13 protein-coding genes and 1 tRNA gene are annotated in these 18,451 nt (G+C 67.2%); 9 read left to right on the forward strand and 5 right to left on the reverse strand.

Annotated elements, in window-relative coordinates; translation table 11 throughout:
- Positions 1-35 precede the first annotated feature (35 nt).
- From VN461_01425 to VN461_01445, 5 genes are all read left to right on the forward strand, one after another.
- Complete coding sequence (locus tag VN461_01425) at positions 36-2,957, forward strand: EAL domain-containing protein (GenBank protein HXB53408.1); 2,922 nt, start codon at positions 36-38, stop codon at positions 2,955-2,957.
- Positions 2,958-3,216: 259 nt separating this feature from the next.
- Entirely contained in the window at positions 3,217-3,609 is a 393-nt protein-coding gene (locus VN461_01430) for a response regulator (GenBank protein ID HXB53409.1), read from the forward strand.
- Positions 3,606-5,936: a PAS domain S-box protein gene (locus VN461_01435; GenBank protein HXB53410.1), complete on the forward strand. Its 2,331-nt coding sequence runs from the start codon at positions 3,606-3,608 to the stop codon at positions 5,934-5,936. Before VN461_01430 ends, VN461_01435 begins: the two co-directional genes overlap by 4 nt.
- A gap of 131 nt (positions 5,937-6,067) precedes the next feature.
- The gene (locus tag VN461_01440) at positions 6,068-6,493 is read left to right on the forward strand and encodes a response regulator (GenBank protein ID HXB53411.1); all 426 of its coding nucleotides are present in this window, start codon (positions 6,068-6,070) and stop codon (positions 6,491-6,493) included.
- Complete coding sequence (locus VN461_01445; protein ID HXB53412.1) at positions 6,490-7,308, forward strand: EAL domain-containing protein; 819 nt, start codon at positions 6,490-6,492, stop codon at positions 7,306-7,308. Before VN461_01440 ends, VN461_01445 begins: the two co-directional genes overlap by 4 nt.
- On the opposite strand, the gene VN461_01450 is transcribed toward VN461_01445, so the two are convergent.
- Positions 7,305-8,042, reverse strand: a complete 738-nt coding sequence (locus tag VN461_01450; protein ID HXB53413.1) for a hypothetical protein — start codon at positions 8,040-8,042, stop codon at positions 7,305-7,307. The genes VN461_01445 and VN461_01450 overlap by 4 nt on opposite strands.
- Positions 8,043-8,062: 20 nt before the next feature.
- A complete protein-coding gene (locus VN461_01455) occupies positions 8,063-9,655 on the reverse strand; it encodes a M4 family metallopeptidase (GenBank protein ID HXB53414.1) in 1,593 nt (530 codons plus the stop codon).
- 549 nt (positions 9,656-10,204) lie between these two features.
- Here VN461_01455 and VN461_01460 point away from each other — a divergent pair.
- The 4 genes from VN461_01460 (at position 10,205) to VN461_01475 (ending at position 15,464) form a co-directional block, all read left to right on the forward strand.
- Positions 10,205-11,389, forward strand: a complete 1,185-nt coding sequence (locus VN461_01460) for an FtsX-like permease family protein (protein HXB53415.1) — start codon at positions 10,205-10,207, stop codon at positions 11,387-11,389.
- A gap of 1 nt (position 11,390) precedes the next feature.
- Positions 11,391-12,554 carry an ABC transporter permease gene (locus VN461_01465; GenBank protein ID HXB53416.1) on the forward strand — a complete coding sequence of 388 codons (1,164 nt, stop codon included), beginning with the start codon at positions 11,391-11,393 and terminating at the stop codon, positions 12,552-12,554.
- 127 nt (positions 12,555-12,681) lie between these two features.
- On the forward strand, positions 12,682-13,371 hold the full coding sequence (locus VN461_01470; protein ID HXB53417.1) for a hypothetical protein: 690 nt from the start codon (positions 12,682-12,684) through the stop codon (positions 13,369-13,371).
- A 131-nt stretch (positions 13,372-13,502) separates the two neighbouring features.
- Positions 13,503-15,464 carry a S9 family peptidase gene (locus VN461_01475; GenBank protein HXB53418.1) on the forward strand — a complete coding sequence of 654 codons (1,962 nt, stop codon included), beginning with the start codon at positions 13,503-13,505 and terminating at the stop codon, positions 15,462-15,464.
- A 229-nt stretch (positions 15,465-15,693) separates the two neighbouring features.
- Here VN461_01475 and VN461_01480 read toward each other — a convergent pair whose 3' ends face one another.
- From VN461_01480 to VN461_01490, 3 genes are all read right to left on the reverse strand, one after another.
- Positions 15,694-16,098, reverse strand: a complete 405-nt coding sequence (locus VN461_01480) for a hypothetical protein (protein ID HXB53419.1) — start codon at positions 16,096-16,098, stop codon at positions 15,694-15,696.
- A gap of 825 nt (positions 16,099-16,923) precedes the next feature.
- Positions 16,924-17,964, reverse strand: a complete 1,041-nt coding sequence (locus VN461_01485) for a hypothetical protein (GenBank protein HXB53420.1) — start codon at positions 17,962-17,964, stop codon at positions 16,924-16,926.
- 334 nt (positions 17,965-18,298) lie between these two features.
- Positions 18,299-18,375, reverse strand: a tRNA-Glu gene (locus tag VN461_01490).
- Between the last annotated feature and the right edge of the window lie 76 nt (positions 18,376-18,451).

Below are 18,451 nucleotides of genomic sequence, written 5' to 3' on the forward strand. Positions count from 1 at the left end.
GGGGCGTTGAGCTGGGCGTCGTGGAGGGGGTAGCAGTGGGGCGTGGGGTTATGCAGATGGCGGGCGAGGGGCCGACGAATGGGAAGCAGGCCGGGCCGGGGTGGCTGCGAGCGGTCACGAAAGAGCGTGTCGAGGAGGGGTTGCCGCTGACGGGTCCGATCTTCTTAGCGTCTCTGGTCCGGGAACTGGCACGGGTTCTGGACGTGCCCTACGTGTTCGTGGCAGAGGCTACGGGTGCCGGTGGGCTGGCCCGCACCCTCGCGCTTTGCGCGCACGGGCAGATCGCCCCCAACGTCGAGTACCCGCTGCAGCAGATGCCCTGCCGGGAGGTAGCGGCGGGAGGCACCGTCTGCTACCCACGGGGAGTGCGTCTGCATTTCACACCCGGGCCCATCGTCGGGGAGTCAGACCTGGAGAGCTACCTGGGTGTGTCCTTGCGGGGAGAGGGACGCCCGGCTTGGATCGCGCTCATGGATACCAAGCCCCTGGCGGACCCGGGCCGGGCAGAAAAAATGCTGTTGAGCCACGCCGACCGCGCAAGAGCCGAGCTGCACCAGCTCCGTGCCGAGGAGGCCTTGCGGGAGACCCGCGGGAGGCTGGAGGTTCTGGCGGAGATGCGCAGCGGCGAGCTGCGCGCCGCCAACCAACGCCTGGAACTCGAGACCGCGCAGCGCGGGCGCGCTGAGGACGCCCTGCGCGTCTCGGAGGAGAAGTTCTCGAAGACCTTCCGGTCGAGCCCGGGCTGCGTGACCATCAGTACGTTCGGCGAGGGGCGCTTCCTGGAGATCAACGAGACCTTCCTCCGCGTCGCTGGATTCGCGCGCGAGGAGGTGGTGGGCCGGACGGGGCTGGAGCTGGCCCTGTGGGCGGAGCCGATGGAATGGGAGCGGCTCCGGCGACTCCTGCAGGTGGAGGGCACGCTCCGAAATAAGGAGTACGTCCTCCGCACCAAAGGTGGCGAGCGGCGGGTCATGCTGACCTCAGCGGAGACCATTGATCTGGGGGGCGAGGCCTGCGTGCTCGCGGTAGAGATCGACATTACAGAGCGGAAGCGAGCGGAGGCCGCGCTGCGTGCGAGCGAGGAGCGCTATGCCCTGGCTGCACGCGGGGCCAACGATGGGCTCTGGGACTGGGACCTGATCGGGGGCGGGGTCTACTTCTCCCCCCGCTGGAAGGAAATGCTCGGGCAAGGGGAGGTGGAGGTTACCACTCACCCGAGCGAGTGGTTCCGCCGCACCCACCCCGAGGATCGGGACCGGCTGAGCATGGAGATCGTCTCCCACCTGGAGGGCATGAGCGCCCACTTCGAGAGCGAGCACCGGGTTCTGCACCAGGACGGTACCTACCGCTGGATGCTCTGCCGGGGGCTGGCCGTGCGCGATGAGTTCGGGCGGGCGACCCGCCTGGCGGGCTCGCTGACCGACATTACCCGACACAAAGCCATGGAGGAGCAGCTCATCCACGATGCCTTCCACGACCTCCTGACCGGCCTTCCCAACCGCGCCCTCTTCATGGACCGGCTCGACCGCGTATTGGAGCGGGCCAAGCGGCACGCAAAGGACGGCTTCGCAGTGCTCTTCCTGGATCTGGACCGCTTCAAGGTGGTCAACGACAGCCTGGGCCACACGGTGGGGGACGAACTCCTGGTCGGGATTGCGCGCCGGCTCTCGGCCACCCTTCGGCCCGAGGACACCGTAGCCCGCCTGGGGGGCGATGAGTTCGCGGTCTTGCTGGAGGACGTCGGGGGAGTCAGCGACGCTACCCGCGTGGCGGGCCGGATCGGAGAGGAACTGCGGCGCTCCTTCAGCGCGGGCCAGCAGGAAGTCTTCACGACCGCGAGCATGGGAATCGCGGTGAGCGCGACCGGCTACGATCGGCCCGAGGATGTGCTGCGGGACGCCGACACCGCCCTCTACCGGGCCAAGGCCCAGGGCCGGGCTCGCTACGAGGTCTTTGATCGGACTATGCACCTGCGCGCGGTGGCTCGGCTCCAGATCGAGACGGACCTCCGGCGGGCGGTGGAGCGGGGGGAGTTCGCCCTGTGCTACCAGCCGATCATTTCTCTGCCCGCGGGGGATCTGGCTGGCTTCGAGGCCCTCTTGCGCTGGAACCACCCCACGCGGGGCCGCGTGCCGCCCGTGGAGTTCATTGCCGTGGCCGAGGAGACAGGGCTGATCGTTCCCCTCGGGAACTGGGTGCTGCGGGAGGCGTGCCGGCAGGGCCGGGTATGGCAGGACCGGCTGGGCCCGGGCCGCGCCCTCTCCATCAGCGTAAACCTGTCCGCCCGCCAACTGGCCCAGAGCGACCTGGTGGAACAGGTGCGCGATGTGCTCGCGGAGACGGGCTTGAAAGGCGATCGCCTTCGCCTGGAGATCACGGAGACGGTGATCATGGAGAACGCCGAGGCCGCGGCGGCCATGCTGACTCGCCTGAAGGAGCTCGGGGTCCGGGTGTCGGTCGACGACTTCGGGATGGGCTACTCCTGTCTCAGCCTCCTTCACCGCTTCCCCATCGATACCTTGAAGATTGACCGCTCGTTCGTGGGCTTGATGGGGCCCAAGGGGGAAGGGGGTGCGACCGTGCGTACCATCGTGGCCCTCGCCCACAACCTGAGCATGGACGTGATCGCGGAGGGCGTGGAGACGCAGGCGCAGCTCTCCTCGCTTCGGGAGCTGGACTGCGGCTATGCGCAAGGGTATCTGATCTCGGAGCCGCTCGACCCAGAGAGAGCGGAAGCGCTCTTGGGGAAGGTGGAGGCGGGGATCGGGCTCCTCGGCGCGAGCCCGAACGAGCCCAGCCCCGCGGGGCTCATCCCCATTTGCGCCTGGTGCAAGAAAGTGCGCGATGAGCGCGGCGAATGGCGCGACGCGGCTCTCCCCGTGCTGGGCGCCGAGAACCTGACCCATGGGATCTGCCCGGAGTGCCTCCGGAAGCAAGCCCCGCCCGGCCCCGAGTAGCGCCGCGGATGCCTCCAACGCATCATCCACTCGCTCTTCTCACGGGGCCGCCCGCAAACGGGCGCCGAGCATTTCCACCGGGAGCTGGATTGAGGGTCGCCCCGTCGCGGAACCGCAGAGTCCTTCGGCGCGAGCGGGCGGCCGGAGAAAACGCAGTTCGGGTCATCTGCCCGCGCATGACCATCGTGAGTCCCGGACCGCTCGGCGGCCTCGGGCGACGGCCGCCAAGCAACGCAAATCCATTGCAGAGCGAGGCCGCATGAGCTCAGCGAGTGCGAAGAAGCGAATTCTCCTGTTGGACGACGAACGCGCCATCCTGGTGCCAATCGCCAGGTACTTCCAGAACCTCGGCTGCTGCGTGGAGATCGCGGAGGCGGCGGAGGAGGCGATCGCCCTCATCCGTGAACGCGGTTATGACCTGGCCATGCTCGACATCCGACTGAGCCGGCTCGGGGGAGTAGAGGGTCTCGAGGTTCTGCGGGAACTGCGGAAGAGTGACCGGCGCACGCGCGTGATCATGCTCAGCGCCTACGTGTCTCCGGAGGTCGAGGAGGAGGCCTTCCGGGTGGGGGCGGACGCGGTCCTTCGGAAGCCCCAGCCGCTGGGCGACCTTGCGAAGCTCGCTTTTGGCCTGATGGGGGAGGCGTCGTGAGCCGGGCGGCGCGCGTCGGCCGCCTGTCCGGGCCCCCCGGGGAGGGGATAGCGGAGTCCTTCTGGGGGGCGTTCCGATCCTCGCCCGACGCCTGCGCCCTTTCCACGCTCGAGGAAGGACGCTATGTGGAGGTGAACGACGGCTTCACGCGCCTCCTGGGCTTTGCGCGGGAAGAACTTCTGGGCCGGCCCGCCGTGGAAACCGTCTGGCCCAGCCCGGGCGACCGGGAGGCATTCCTGCGCACCCTCGAGGGGGGCACCGCGTTCCGGGAGCGTGAGGTAGAGCTCCGGACGAAATCAGGCGAAAGGCGGACGTTCTCGATCTCCGCGGAGGCCGTCGACGTCCGAGGGCGCCGGCACCTAATGACGATTTCCCGGGACGTTACGGATCAAAAGCTGATGACGGAGGCTCTGCGCGCGAGCGAGGAGCGGTATCGCAACTTTCTCGCCCTGAGCACGGACGCCATCGGCCGCATCGAGCTCAGCGAGGGACTCGCGGTAGACCTCCCAGAGGAGGAGCAGCTCGCGCATATCTGGCGCCACGCCTATGTGGCGGAGTGCAACGACGCCATGGCGAGAGGCAGCGGCTTGGCGTCGGCCGCGGATGTCCTGGGGCGGAGGCTGGCCGAGGTCCTCCCCGACAGCCCGGAGGAGCGCAACGGGCTCCTCCGCTTCATCCGCTCCGGCCACCGCCTCATCGACGACGAGCTGTGCCGCGTGGGCCGGGATGGCCAAGCGCGCTGGCTCCGGCGGAACGTCCTGGGGGTGATGAGCGGGGCCCAACTCATTCGGGCCTGGGTCGTGACCCGCGACGAGACGGCGCGGAAAAGAGCGGAGGTGGCGGTCGATGAGCAGAGGGCTTTCCTTCGCCAGGTCCTCGACTCAAACCCACACCTGATCTTCGCTCGGGACGGCCACAATCGCATCACCCTTGCCAACCGCGCGACGGCGGAGCTGTACGGAACGACGGTGGAGGCTCTCACCGGGGAGCAGGGCGCGGGGGCCGCCCCTCCCCCAGGAGTGGTCGAGAGCTTCAACCTCGGTGAGGTCGAGACGCTCGTCTCGGGCGGGGAGCGGGCATTCCGGACTGCGGTCAGGGACGCCGCAGGCGGGCTCCGGCGGTTTGACGTCGTCGAGCGCCCGCTCCTAGACCCGCAAGGCGCGGCCCACCAGGTCATCAGCGTAGCCACGGATGTGACGGCCCGCCTGCGCGCGGACGAGGAGCGGAACCGACTCCAGACCGCCCTCGAGCACGCGGCCCGGGAGTGGAGGGAGACCTTCGACGCTATCGACGTCGGCATCCTGGTGACTAATGACTCGGGCCGCGTCGTGCGCGTCAACCGCGAGGCGGCCGCCCTGGCCGAAGGCTGCCGGGAGTACGAATCATTGCTCCATCGCCGCTTGGAGGCGATCGGAGCCCAGGAACCGTGGCGCACGGCGGAGCAGGTGAGAGAAGCGGCTGCGAGGCAGACAATGCACATTGCGCGGCAGATCCGGGACGAGGCTACCGCGCGTGCCTGGTACATCACGGCCAGCCCAATGAAGCGGGGGGCGGGGGCTGCGCCCTGGGTCATCGTCACCCTGCGGGACATCACCGCGGAGACGGAAGTGGAGCAGCAGCTCCGGCGCTCTCGGCAAATGGAGGCCATGGGCGCCCTCGTCGCGGGTGTGGCCCACGAGGTGAGGACGCCCCTCTTCAGCATCTCCGCCACCCTCGAGGCATTCGAGAGCGAGTTCGGGGTCCGGCCCGAGCAAGAGGAGTACGCCGTGCTTCTGCGCTCGCAGGTGCGACGCCTCACGCAACTCATGAGCGATTTGCTCGACTACGGCAAGCCTCCCGTACTCAGCCTTTCCCCGGGGGGAATCGATGAGGTCGTCCGCCGTGCGCTTCAAGCCTGCCGGGGCTTGGCGAAGCAGTCCAAGGTCTCGCTGACGCTCGCGCTTGAGGAGAATCTTCCCCCCGTGCGACGCGACCCGGGCCGGCTGGAGCAGGTCTTCCAAAACCTGATCGCCAACGCGATCCAGCATTCTCCACCCGGCGCAGCCGTGGGGATCGGGGTCGGTCGCGCTCCCCAAGGCCGGGGGGGGGTCTGCTGCACGGTGGAGGACCGAGGCAGCGGGGTTCCCAACGCCGACCGGCGAAGGATCTTCGAGCCCTTCGTCAGCGGTCGCAAGGGCGGGACGGGTCTGGGGCTCTCCATCGTGCAGCGCATCGTGGACGGACACGGAGGGACGGTCACGGCCGGCAGCCGGCCTGATGGGGGGGCGGTCTTCACGGTCGTTCTTCCCGCCGGGGAAGAGGATGCGCAGGCAGGAGCGCGGTGCTGAGGACAGTCCGGCCACACGGACGACCGTCCGACTTTCGGGACGCTACTCCCTTCCCGGCCTCGCCTCCACCCAGTGCGGACGCGGACTTTGAACGTGGGAGGATTGGCAAGGAAGTTGCCATAGGGTTTGGAATGTCAGCAAGCCACAAGAACGTATGGACGAGTCGTGCGCAGATAACACTCTCCCAGAGCCGCATCCTGATGGTGGATGACGAGATCGACATCCTTAAACCGGTGATCTCCTACTTCCGGGTGCTCGGGTGCCAGGTCGTGGGTGCGCGGGAGCCGGAAGAGGCGCAGGCCCTGCTCGAGCACGAAGCTTTCGACCTGATCATCCTGGATCTAGGGCTCACGCGCTTTGGAACGGACGGGCTTGAGGTGGTGAGGGGCATCCGGGAACAAGACCAGCGGACGCCGATCATTGTCCTGAGCGCGCATGTGGCCGCGGAAGTCGAGGAAGAAGCGCTTCGGGCGGGCGCGGACTACGTCCTGCCGAAGCCACAGCCCCTCGCGGATCTCGCCCAGGTGGTCATCGGGCTGATCGGTGGCCGGTCATGAGCGACCAGACCCTGCTCGAACAGATCCTGGATCCGGGGGCGCTCTCGGCGTGCTTCCAGCCCGTTGTCGAGAGCAACGGGTCGGGTTATCGCACCCACTACCTCGAGTGCCTGGTCCGGGGCCCCAAAGGAACGGCGGCAGAGCGCCCGGACGTGCTCTTCAGCTATGTGCGCCGGAAGCATGGGGAGGTTGCCGTGGACCGCGCCTGCATCCGAACGATCCTGAGCGTTGCCGAGGCCTTCCCCGGTGACGGGAGCCTGGGCATCAACGTGCACTCCGTAACCCTCGCGGTGGACCCCGACTTTCTCGTCTTCTTGAAAGAGGAGGCCGGCCGCCACGGCATCGACCTCGCGCGGATCATCATCGAGATCGTGGAGCACGGCGTCCCCCGGAACGGGACGGCCTTCGGGGAGGCCCTGGCCGGCCTCCGGCGCCTAGGGGTGCGGGTGGCGCTGGACGACATCGGACTCGGGCATTCGAACTATAAGATGATCCTCGACAGCCGTCCCGACTACTTCAAGATCGATCGGTACTTCGTGCAAGGAGCCGGATCCGACTTCTACCGGCAGGCCGTCCTCAAGTCCGTTGCCGAGCTTGCCCGTCCGTTCGGAGCGCGCGTGGTGGTGGAGGGCGTAGAGAACGAGGCGGACCTGGCGGCGGCGCGGTCGGCGGGAGCCACCCTCTTTCAGGGATTCGCGTTCAGCCGAGCGCTGCCGGGTTCGGCCTACCTGGGCGCTACCCCCCCCCTCGGATCGACTCGCCCCGGGATCGAGGAGCAGCCGGTCTCCCGCCGACCTCAGGGAGATGGCTCTTAGAAGAGAAAACGGATTCCTGCTCCTATCTGGAAGCCTCCGGCGTCGAGCTCGAGGGTGTTGCCGGGGGAGGGGTGGAGCCGTGCTTTGGCGCGGCTGAAGCGCCCCTGGGCGCCCAGGGCGATGTGCTCGCTCAGCCGGCCGTCCAGGCTGGCCCCGAGGTTGAAACCGAAGGGGTTGTCCAGGAAGGCGGCGGAGGGGGCGGAGACCGCGGTCACCGTGTCGTAGGGGTAGGTCTGGGTGTACTCGATGTGGTCGATCAGGTCGGCGCGCACCTTGATTAGGCTGACTCCGGCGAAGAGCGAGGCCTCGAGGTGCCTTCCGGCGGCAGGGACGAAGACGAGGTCGAGGTGGCCGGCCGTCTCGGAGTAGGACAGCCCATTCCTGGTGCCGCTGGCCAAGCGGGGCCGGCCGAAGTAGAGGGGGTGGGGCAGGACGGCGCTGAAAGCCACGCTCTCGCTGCGCTTCAGGTAGCCGAGGGCAACCGCGAGACCGAAGTGCCGGCCTAGCATTTGGCGGACCGCCCCCTCGAACCCCGGCCCGGGGTCGGCCTGGTAGCCGGCGTCAAACCGTCCCGCCTCCGCGAACTGGGTGAAGCTCCGGGATTCACGGAAGGACGAGGAGCCCAGCCCGTATAGACCGCTCAGGCTCAGCGCGGTCCGGCTCTCCGCCCCCGCCAGCCCGGGCAGGAGGCCCAGGATCAGAAGCCCAGCCGCGGCCGCCAATCGGCTCGGCAATGGGGTGTCCTCTCGGAAGCTCAGTTGACCCCTACCGCCGTCCAGGCCAGGGCCACCTGGAGGGCCTCCGGGCTCGCGGGGCCGTAGAGGTCCGCGGCAGCTTGCAGGGTCGCGGCGCGCGCATCCGCGAAGGTAGCAGTGGGCGTGAGGTAGGCCGTAAAGCCACGGTAAAAGATCTTCTCCGCCTTCTCGCGATTGGGACTCCCCAGGCCGCCCACCCCCATCCCCGAGGTGCGGTTCACGCCCCCCTCGATCAGGAGGTAGAAGGCCTGGTTGATGACGCCGTTGTTGTGGTGAGCCCCGCCCGAGTCGTTGGGGCCGTGGTAGAGCCGGGAGTAGTGGTCGGCGTCGCAACCGGTCTGGGGGTTGCAGAACTGCGAAGGGTTCTCCATCGAGCGCACCGCCGTCCGGGGAGGATCGAAATCGAAGGCCAAGTCCTCGCCCAGGAAGTAGTCCGCCAGGAGGCGTCCATTCCCCGGCCGCTGCTGGAAGAACTCGACCGAGGTGCCCATGATGTCGGAGAAGGCCTCGTTGAGGGCGGCTGTCTCTCCCACGTAAATGGCGGCCCAGGTGTACTGCGTGACGCCGTGGGTCATCTCGTGGGCCACCACGTCCAGGGCTCCCGAGAAAACCCCGTACGTCCCGTTTCCGTCTCCGTAGAACATGCTGTTGGTGAAGGGGTCCCAGAAGGAGTTGGCGAAGTCGGAGGCCGGGGAGAGCAGGTGGGTGATGCTGCGCATGGGGAGGTCCTGTCCGTCGATACCCCGCCGGCCGTGGCGCTTGAAGTAGTAGTCGTACGTCCAGCCCGCATAGGTGTGGGCATCCACCACGCCCCCGTCCGTCCACGTATTGTTCGTGCTGGTGGCAACGAAGGCGGGATCGATGACGGCCGTGGTGAGGAACAGATCGGCGGCGAGAAAGTTGAACTTCAGATCGTAGGTCGTCAAGGCCGGTGGGCGCAGCTGGTCGACGGCCCGGAAGGAGCCGCCCACCGCGTCCGCCGAGACCTTCTTCTTGTCGCCCCACACTCCCGTGCCCAAGCCCACCGCGGAAACGGTGGGCAGGTCGTCGTAGCGCCAGGCCACCTGCCCGGTATGGGCGTCGACAAAATAGCGATCGAGGTGGTGGTCGAACCGCACCCACAGCGTCCAGGCGAGGGCGGTGTGGCTGATGAGGGGGAGGAGCACCAGTTCGGGTTCGCCCACGGCCCGCGCGCCCTGTCCCCGATCGACCTCCGCCACGCGCACCGCCTGGTTCGGGGTGACCGCGGGCACGGTATCCACGGCGATCCCTTCCTGCAGGCGGCCGAAGACGGAGAGGGTTTCCCCTTGTTCGTCCACCTGCCGGACGAGCTGGGCGCCGAAGACGCGCACCCCCCCGATGCGCTGTTCGTACCGCCGGTGTTGCCGATTCGGAAAATCCGCGTCCGGCTGGACCGAGGCCAGGCGGAGGGCATCCTGTGCCTGGAGAGCGTCGATCCGGGCGCCCCAGATCCGCGCCTCGGGTCCGGTAACTGCGGCCACCCGCGATTCGTGGTGAAGGAGATCGTCGGGGGCGCTGGTGCCGCCCGCGAGGGACAAAATGAAGAGAAGGGGGGCGAAACGCAAAGACATGATGGCCTCCGGCCCGCCGGCCGCGATCCCGCCCGGACTATAGGGGTCGCCACCCAAGGGGTCAAGCACGCCGCGCGAGGTCCTCGCGGCGGGAGCCTCGGTGGGACGCCCCTGGCCCCCGACAGCCGCCGGCGCCAGTTGGGGCCGAAGCCCGGCTCTCGCGGGGAAGCGCCTCAAGATGTGGAACAACAACCCGACGCCGCGATCAAAGGAATGATCTTCCGGCCCGCGCTCGCGTTCAGGAAATGCTGCTCCTTGCTCGGCGGCAAACCCGCCGCTATACTCTCTGCATCAAGACCGATGTCCCCGCGTTGTCGAGGTTGGTAGGGCGCGCGCGAACGCTGCCTTTCAAAGGAGCGAGGCGCACGGGGTTCTTTGGCCCTGGCCTTCCTTCCCGCGCCGCGGGAGACCCGGACTAGAGGATGAGCGGCGGCCCTTGCGGTGGGCGAGCCTCACCGGCGCCCGCTCCGAAGTTCGGATAGGGAGGCCCGGGAGAGCGCTCGCCACGCAGGCGGGCGCAGACGTCCGGAGAGCGGGAGACAAGAGACCATGCGGTTCCTCCGCTACATAGCCAGGCACCTGAGGCACAGCTGGATTCGCACTGGAAGCACGGTGCTGGCGATGTCGGTGTGCATCTTTCTCTTTTGCACCCTCGAGACGCTGGTCGCCGCCATCAGTTGGAACCTAAAGAGCGCAAGCGCCTCCCGGCTGATCAGCCGGCATTCGGTGGGCCTTACCTTCAACCTCCCGCGCGCCTACAAGAGCCGGATCTCTGGTGTTCCCGGGGTGAAGGGCGTGGCTGGCTACAATTGGTTCGGCGGGTTCTTAGGCACGCCGCCTGACCCCAAGAAGTTCTTCCCCAACTTCGCGATCGAGGGGGAGGACTTCCTGGCCATGGACCCCGAGTACATCCTCACCCCCGAGGAGAAGCAGGCCTTCTTGAGCGATCGCCGGGGCTGCATCGTCGGGCCCGACACGGCCGAGAAGTTCGGCTGGAAGGTAGGGGACGTGATCCAGCTGACGAGCGTGATTCCCCCCTACCAGGTGGGCAAGCCGTTCGAGTTCGTGATCCGGGCGATCTTTCGCGTCGACAACGCCCGGTATCCGGGCACGAATGCGGGCGTGATGTTCTTTAACTACGAGTACCTCGACGAGGCAACCCGGGGCAAGGCCGGGATCAGCATGTACAAAATCCTCATCGAGACACCCGAGAAGGCGGGGGCCGTCTCCAAAGCGATCGATAGCCTGTTCGAGAACGCAGATCCTCCAACCCGCACCGAGACCGAGGCCGCCTTTCGCGCGGGGTTCATCGCGATGGCCGGCAACCTGGCCTTGCTCCTCCGGGCCATCGGCCTGGCGGTGAGCTTCACGATCCTGCTCGTGACCGCCAATACCATGAGCATGGCCGTGCGGGACCGCCGGACGGAGATCGCGGTTCTCAAGACCCTCGGGTTTCCGAGTCGGCTCGTGATGGGGCTCATCATGATAGAGGCCCTTTTGCTGGCCACCCTGGGCGGAGGCCTCGGCCTTTTGCTGAGCCGGCTCGCCATCCACGCGCTGCCCAAGCTCCCGTTCGTGGGTGACGCGGTGGCGGGGTTCCCGAACCTTGGGTTGTCCCCGACCGTGGGTGGCCTCGGGATCGGCATCGCCCTCCTTCTCGGGCTCCTGGCCGGCCTCGTGCCCGCGGTGGGCGCCTATCGCTCACGGATCGCCGATTCATTGAAGGGGATCTAGCGTGGCTCTCCCCGTTTCTTACAACGTCAGGAACCTGCGCGTGCGGTGGCGTACGAATCTGCTCGCCATCGCAGGGATCGCCCTGGTGGTGGCGGTGTTTGTCGTACTGCACGCGGTTTCGGCGGGGTTCCGGCTCGCCTTGAGGGCCACGGGGCGCTCCGACAATGCCATCGTGGTGCAGAAGGGAGCGACATCCGAGCTCACGTCGGGCTTCACCAGGGAGGATGCGGAGCGGATCCTGGTGGACAGCCGAGTGGCCCGCGGGAGCGATGGCGTGCCTCTGGCTTCTCCCGAGATCGTGGTGATCGCGAACCTCGCGCGGGTGGCCGATGGGAGCCTGACCAACGTCCTCTTCCGGGGGGTCACGACGCGCGCTTTCGACGTTCGGGGGGGAATCCGACTGACCTCGGGAAGGAAGTTCAAGCCCGGGCTCTACGAGCTCGTGGCCGGGGACAAGGCCCAGGCCCGCTACGGGCTGGGCCAGGGGAGCACGGTCAAGATCCAGAGGCACGATTGGACGGTGGTGGGCGTCTTCGCCTCCGAGGGCAGCGGTTTCGAGAGCGAGCTCTGGGGGGATGTGGACGTCATGGCCGGAGAGTTCCATCGCGAAGGCGGGTATCAGAGCCTCGTGCTTCGTCTCAAGGAGGCGACGAGCCTGCCCTCCCTAATGAAGGACATCGCGGACAACCCCGGAGTCCAGCTGGAGGCGAAGGAGGAGCGCCGGTTCTACGAGGACGAGGCGGGGCCGACGGCTAAGGCGATCATGGGTCTGGCCGTCTTTGTCGCGCTCATCATGGGCGTGGGCGCCGTCTTCGGGGCCATGAATACCATGTACGCGGTCGTGGCCTCGCGTACGCGCGAGATCGGGACCCTGCGCGCGCTGGGCTTCTCGCGGCGCGCGATCCTCCTGGCATTCGTCACCGAGTCCGCGTTTCTCGCGTTCGTAGGGGGCTGTCTGGGTTGCGTGCTGGCCCTTCCCGCCGACGGCCTGGCCACCGCCACCGGCGGGCCGAACTTCTCCGAGCTTGCCTTCGCTTTCCGGATTACCGCCGGAGCCGTCTCGTCTGGGCTCATTTTCGCGGTGGTCATGGGAATCTGCGGCGGGCTGCTGCCTTCGGTACGGGCGGCGCGGCTCCCGATCATCAATGCCCTTCGCGAGGCCTGACTTCCTCTCCGGCCTGCGATCGGGTTTTTCTCGCCTTGAACGCTCAGGCGGCCGGCTCGCGCCCGGGCCATGCAACCCCCCAGAGGTCGCTTAGAATAGACGCTCGAAACGACCGACGGGGGTGGGCATGTGGCTAGCGGCGGCCATCTGGTCCGGGCTCTGGTTGGCGGGCGGGGGTTCCTCGGCCGGGCCGCTGCGGGCGGTGCCGCGTGAGCAGCTCTGCATCACCAACGGCGTCATCACCACCAACGCGGAGGGGGCCCTTGTCGTCGACTCCGCGGAGATGAGGGCGGTGGTCGCGTCCGGGGCGGCGCGGACGGTAGAGGCACGCTTGCGCTACTTGGGCCCCACGAAGGAGGTCAAGAGACTGGCGTCCGGCGAGCTACGCCGCCAATTCGGATTCAAGTTGCGCGCCGCCAACACCTGCAACCTGGTCTACGTGATGTGGCATATCGAACCGGACACCAGGATTGCGGCTTCGGTCAAGAGCAATCCCGGCATGACGACGCACGCGCAGTGCGATGCGCACGGCTATCGCAATCTCAAGCCGTCGCAGCAATCCCCGGTCCCCGTCCTCCGCCCCCACGAATGGCACCGGTTGCGGGCAAGCCTGGCCGGGGAGAGCCTGACTGTGTGGGTTGATGGGACCACGGTTTGGCAAGGGAACATCGGGGCGGAGGGCCTGCCCTTTGATGGCCCGGTCGGGATGCGCTCCGACAACGGCCGCTTCGAGGTCGAACTGTTTCAGTCGGCGCCGGAGGGCGGGAGCTTCCATCCCGTCAACCCCTGCCAAGCCGATCCCGGGGAGAGTGAGTGAAGGGGCGACGGGCGATGGCTTCGCGCCGGGGATCGGCGAGCGGGCAGGAGAGACCTCCGGGACGCCATTGCCTCCCCTGGCCCGGTTCGGCCGTTCTCAAGTCAGGGAGGCCTTCCCCGGGGGGAGGGCGTATGGGCTCTAGGGCACGCTCGGGCCTCGGTGCGTTTGTCCTCCTTCTTGGACTCTTGCCACCGGCCGTACGTGCCGGGGAGCGGCCCAGCCTCGACTCCGTAGGAGACGCGCTCGGCCGCGTCCGGATGCTCCGTCAGACCGCCCTCTCGCCCGACGGGGAGTGGGTGGCCTGGGTCGAGGGCATGGAGGGGGAGGGCCTCGAGGGCCCTTCCACGATCCACCTCGGCCCGCGCGGAGGTGGCCCCATCCGCGCGATCAGCGTGGCCACGGATGGCCGGCCCCACCACGAACGCGGTGTCCGCTTCTCGCCTGACTCCCGCACCCTCGTCTTCCTCTCCGACGCCGAGCACGCCGGCCAGCTACAGCTCTACCTGGTTCCCGTAGCCGGCGGCCAGGGCCGGGCGCTCAGCCACGTATCGGGCCAGCTTGCCGATCCTTCGTGGTCACCGGACGGCCGGCGCCTGGCCGTCCTCTACGTCGCGGGCTCGACCCAACCCCGCGGCGCGCGGGTCCCCTACAAGCCGGACGCGGGGGTGGTTGAGGAGAAGGTGGAGGAGCAGCGCATCGCCATCGTCGACGTCGATACGGGCGCCCTGCGCGAGGTGAGTCCTCCCGACCTGTACGTCTATGACTACGACTGGTCGCCGGACGGAGGCCGGCTGGTCGCGGAAGCCGCGCGTGGGTCGGGCACCAACAACTACTGGACGGCCGAGCTTTTCTTGATCGAGGCAGACTCCGGGCAGACGAGGTCGATCTGGAAGCCGCCCTTGCAGATCGCCGTTCCCCGCTTCTCTCCCGACGGCAGCTCCGTGGTCGTCATCCACGGGCCGATGAGCGACGAGGGCGTGAACGGTGGGGATGTGTTCTCGGTGCCGGTGGGGGGCGGGGAACCCAAGAACCTCACCCCGGACCTGGCGGCCTCGGCGACCTGGCTCGGTTGCCTCCCGGGGGGCGAGATCCTTTTCACCGCGCAGGCGGACGGCGGCTTCGCGGTCGGCCGCGTCCGCCCCGGGCAGGCGGCCACGCTCGTGTGGCAGGGCCCCGAGGTCCTCTCGAGCCCGAGCTTGGACCGCGGGGGACGCATGGCTGTCGTCCGCCAGTCGTTCACGTTTCCGCCCGAGGTGTGGGCGGGGGAGACCGGGCGCTGGAAGCCCGTCACGCACGTTAACGGAGGCGCGAGGCCGCTGTGGGGTGAGGCAAAGAGCCTGCATTGGGAGTCCGATGGCTTCCGTGTCCAAGGTTGGCTCATCGCGCCCCCTGAGGTCGAGCCGGGCCGAAGCTACCCGATGGTGGTCTCCGTGCACGGGGGCCCGTCGGCGTCGGCGACCCCGTCGTGGCCGGTCCGGTGGACGGGGGTGCTTCCCGCCCAGGGCTACTACGTGTTCCTACCCAACCCCCGGGGCAGCTACGGCCAGGGCGAGGCCTTCACACGGGCCAACGTCAAAGACTTCGGTCACGGGGACCTGCGCGACGTGCTGCGGGGCGTGGACGCCGCGCTCCAGGCGGCCCCCATCGACGCGGGGCGGCTGGGCCTCATCGGCTGGAGCTACGGCGGTTACATGGCGATGTGGGCGGTGACGCAAACCGACCGGTTCAAGGCCGCGGTGGCGGGGGCGGGTATTGCGAATTGGCAGAGCTACTACGGGCAGAACCGGATCGATCGCTGGATGATCCCCTTCTTCGGGGCTTCTGTCTACGACGATCCCGCCGTGTACGCCCGCTCGTCGCCGATCACCTTCATCAAGAACGCGCGCACGCCCACGCTCGTCTTGCACGGCGACCGCGACTCGGAGGTGCCGACGCCCCAGGGCTACGAGTTCTGGCACGCGCTGAAGACGCTCGGGGTGCCGACCCAGCTCGTGATCTTCGAGAACGAGGGCCACGCGATCTCGAGCCCGGAGCACAAGAGGGATCTCCTAACCCGGGTCGTGGCCTGGTTCGACCACTACCTCGGGCCTTGAGGCTCAACCGTCGGGGCCCCAAGCCCTGGAAATGAGGAAAGAATCAGGGCCCGCACGTCGTCGAGAGGTTTCCTTCGAAGCGGACGTTCTGCGATGAGAAGTTAGGGGTTAGGGGCTCGGCTTGCTCCGCAGGCTCCGAAGAGCCCTCCACCCTTGGTGGGTGGAGGTCGCTTTTGGGGATCACCGAGCGGACCGGGGCCGGAGGTCCCGTGCCGCCCGTGGAGCCTGGTCAGTTTTTGCTCGGGGCCACGTAGTCCAGCGTCACTGATCGATATCCGAGATCCGCGGCTTCGGTGCAGCCGAGGGTGATCGTCGCTTCCGGCTGCTTCCAGACGATCTGCTCGGTCTTGACGTTGGTTTGCAAGTTGTTCCGATCGGAGGGGGCGGAATGCTTCTCGGTCAGGACCTTCTCCAGGTCGCTGCACGTCGTGAACCCCGCCTTGACCGCGGACAAGCGAACGCGGTCAAGCGCGTTTGACTCGAAGCCTAACAGGACCCGGAAGGTCATGCCGTTGATCTCGTAGGCGGGGATCGCTACGTCGGTCGCGCCCCCTGTCGGTGGGCCGAAATTCGCGGGCTGGGCCAGCCGCTGTGCTTCGGAAGGAAATGCCGCGAGCACTTCCGCCTTTGTCATGCCCCAGCGGGCCCCTCTCCACGCTGATGGAGGGGGCGGGACAGTGGTAGTCGTGGTGGTGGTGGCAATGGGTGCGGTGCTGGGCAAAGCCGGCTGCGTGGCGGCCGGCTTTGCCGTCTGCTCCTTGGGTCCACAGGCGGCGAGGACTACCGCGATGAGGACACTGGAAGAGATCGGGCAAAGGCGGCGGCCTCTAGGCCCGGGCGCCAAATGGGGAACGATCCTGGGGGGATTCGAACCATATTCCATTGTTCACCCTCCGGGGTCTGTACGGGCGGCATAGTCGTTCACGCGCGCTTTCGTTGCCCTGGCAGAGCCCATAGCCGACCCGTGAAGGGCATCTTGCCGTACATTATCCACCCGCTACCGTCACTCGCCTGCGTTTTTACAAAACTCGTCGTCGGCCAGGACTCGATCAGAGCGTTCAGACCCTCGTAGCTGGCAACCAGATCGCCGAGTGATCGGAGAGGAAACGGCACGAGCTTCAAGAATAAAGACTCAGGTGCGAGGTCAACAGAATTGGGGCCGTCGGCGACCTAACGCATTCGACCAATGTCACGCTGCCCCAGCACCTCCGGTTGGCAGTTCCGGACGCCTGCGAGGATGAATCGCCTCTACCCTCAATGGATTCTGAGGTGAGGTCGGAAGGAATTAACCCTGGTCACCGATGATGAGTTCGGCGCGGATTTCGTCCGGTGGCAAGAAGAACTCGGAGTCACCAACACGTCGTTGACGTGAACGCCGGGCAGGGTCGCCAAAGCCGACGGTATTCTTGGCACGTCTGCGCGATGAGCGCGGTGGCGAACTCTCTCCTGGTCTTTGGTATTAGAGTGCCCGCGCCGATCCAGCAGCCACCGTGCGCCGAGCCCGGCGCTCGCTGAGGAAGCCCTTCAGACCCGCGAGGACCGTCGCGAAGCCCAGTGGCGTGAAGCTCCTGCGGAAGAAACGCAGGAGGATCTGCTCGTGCGCCTTCTGCTGAAGCAGATAGCGGAAGAACCGCTTGCGCCCCAAAGGCGCCGAGTCGGGAAGGTTTGCGATGGTGTGTTGCAGCTCTGCGAAGGGCACCCCATTCTTGCCTGCGGTGTCGAACGCTTCGAACATCCGCCGGTAGGTGCGCTCGTTGTTCATCATCATCAACGCCTTAACCAGGCCCCCGTCCGCCAGGCGGGAGCGGCGAACCTGCGTCTCCGAGCTAGCGGCTCGGAACGACAGGGAAACCCGCTCGGTCTCGATATCTTGAGTCCGGTGGATCATGTCACCCCGCAGCAAGAGGAGGTCACCAGCGTCCAGCTCCGGTGCGTGCGCGAGCTGCTCGAGGTCCTTGTGCATCACGTGCTCCAAGCCAGTGTCGTCGAGGTAGACAAGCGTCCGGTCCCGGCTGGGGAAGAAGCGTGCCGCACCGCCGCGGACGAGCGTGCGGAAGGTTCCCGGACTCTCCTTCTCGAGCACATCGAAGGGGATGATGCACAGATTGGACTTGTCCCTCCTTGGCTTGTTGATGGGGATGTAGAAGTTCAGGTAGTCATAGTGGTTCTGGGTCTCAAAGAAACTCTCGTGGTCCTGGTGCCAAAAGGGCTTGAACCCGGGCCAGGCGAAGCGAGCGGTAGCGAAGTACACCGCGCCTAGGGGAAGGTCCACGTGCAGGCTTGTGCCCTGTGTGACGAGGGCGAGGACTTCTTGCACGCGTTCCCGGACGATCTGGTGGGCCTTCCCCGAGGCGCCGGACAGCTTCAGATTGCGATTGTCCGCGTTCACGGGCTGGCTCGCGAAGTCCTCTCGGCAGACCTGCAGCTCCGCTGGGGGCAGAAACGAGGGAATGAGGACGAAACCCCGAGTCTCAAGGTCCTTGAAATCGGATGCTCTCATGAAGCCTCCGCAATACCCCGAGTCACCGTCGCGGAGAGGGAGGCTCTGACGGCCGCTTCTTAGGGCTAAGGGGCGGCCAGAACTGTAGCCCACGGGACAGGTCGGCTGCAAGCTCACGGCGACCAGGGAGGAGCGGGCCGAGATGGGGCTGGAGATGGCGCGGCTGCGGAACTGAAGGGTGCGCCTCCCTCCATGCCGGCGGAGAATGGCAGGACCCGGAGCATGGCCAACGGCCACTTAACAAACGGCGTCGCCTGGGTTGGCAGAGCAACTGAGCCTACCAGTTGCGATTCCTTTTCCTTCCATGGGTTAGTGGCGCGGGGCCAGTTGGGCGTGGCGACCCTGGAGGGATTCGAACCCTCGATCTCCACCTTGAAAGGGTGGCGTGCTGGGCCTCTGCACCACAGGGTCAGCGACCTTCACATTACGCTGGAGCGCCGGCCGGATCAACCCTCTGGTTTTCCTTTGGAAGAGTGCCCTCCTTATA

The sequence above is a fragment of the Vicinamibacteria bacterium genome (genome assembly GCA_035570235.1).
In the GTDB taxonomy this organism is placed as follows: Bacteria; Acidobacteriota; Vicinamibacteria; order Fen-336; family Fen-336; genus DATMML01.

Bases quoted from the DNA above. Each gene is read 5' to 3' on its own strand.
- VN461_01445 (HXB53412.1), top strand. From the start codon at position 6,490: ATGAGCGACCAGACCCTGCTCGAACAGATCCTGGATCCGGGGGCGCTC.
- VN461_01440 (HXB53411.1), top strand. From the start codon at position 6,068: ATGTCAGCAAGCCACAAGAACGTATGGACGAGTCGTGCGCAGATAACA.
- VN461_01430 (HXB53409.1), top strand. From the start codon at position 3,217: ATGAGCTCAGCGAGTGCGAAGAAGCGAATTCTCCTGTTGGACGACGAA.
- VN461_01475 (HXB53418.1), top strand. From the start codon at position 13,503: ATGGGCTCTAGGGCACGCTCGGGCCTCGGTGCGTTTGTCCTCCTTCTT.
- VN461_01455 (HXB53414.1), bottom strand. From the start codon at position 9,655: ATGTCTTTGCGTTTCGCCCCCCTTCTCTTCATTTTGTCCCTCGCGGGC.
- VN461_01460 (HXB53415.1), top strand. From the start codon at position 10,205: ATGCGGTTCCTCCGCTACATAGCCAGGCACCTGAGGCACAGCTGGATT.
- VN461_01470 (HXB53417.1), top strand. From the start codon at position 12,682: ATGTGGCTAGCGGCGGCCATCTGGTCCGGGCTCTGGTTGGCGGGCGGG.
- VN461_01480 (HXB53419.1), bottom strand. From the start codon at position 16,098: ATGACAAAGGCGGAAGTGCTCGCGGCATTTCCTTCCGAAGCACAGCGG.
- VN461_01485 (HXB53420.1), bottom strand. From the start codon at position 17,964: ATGAGAGCATCCGATTTCAAGGACCTTGAGACTCGGGGTTTCGTCCTC.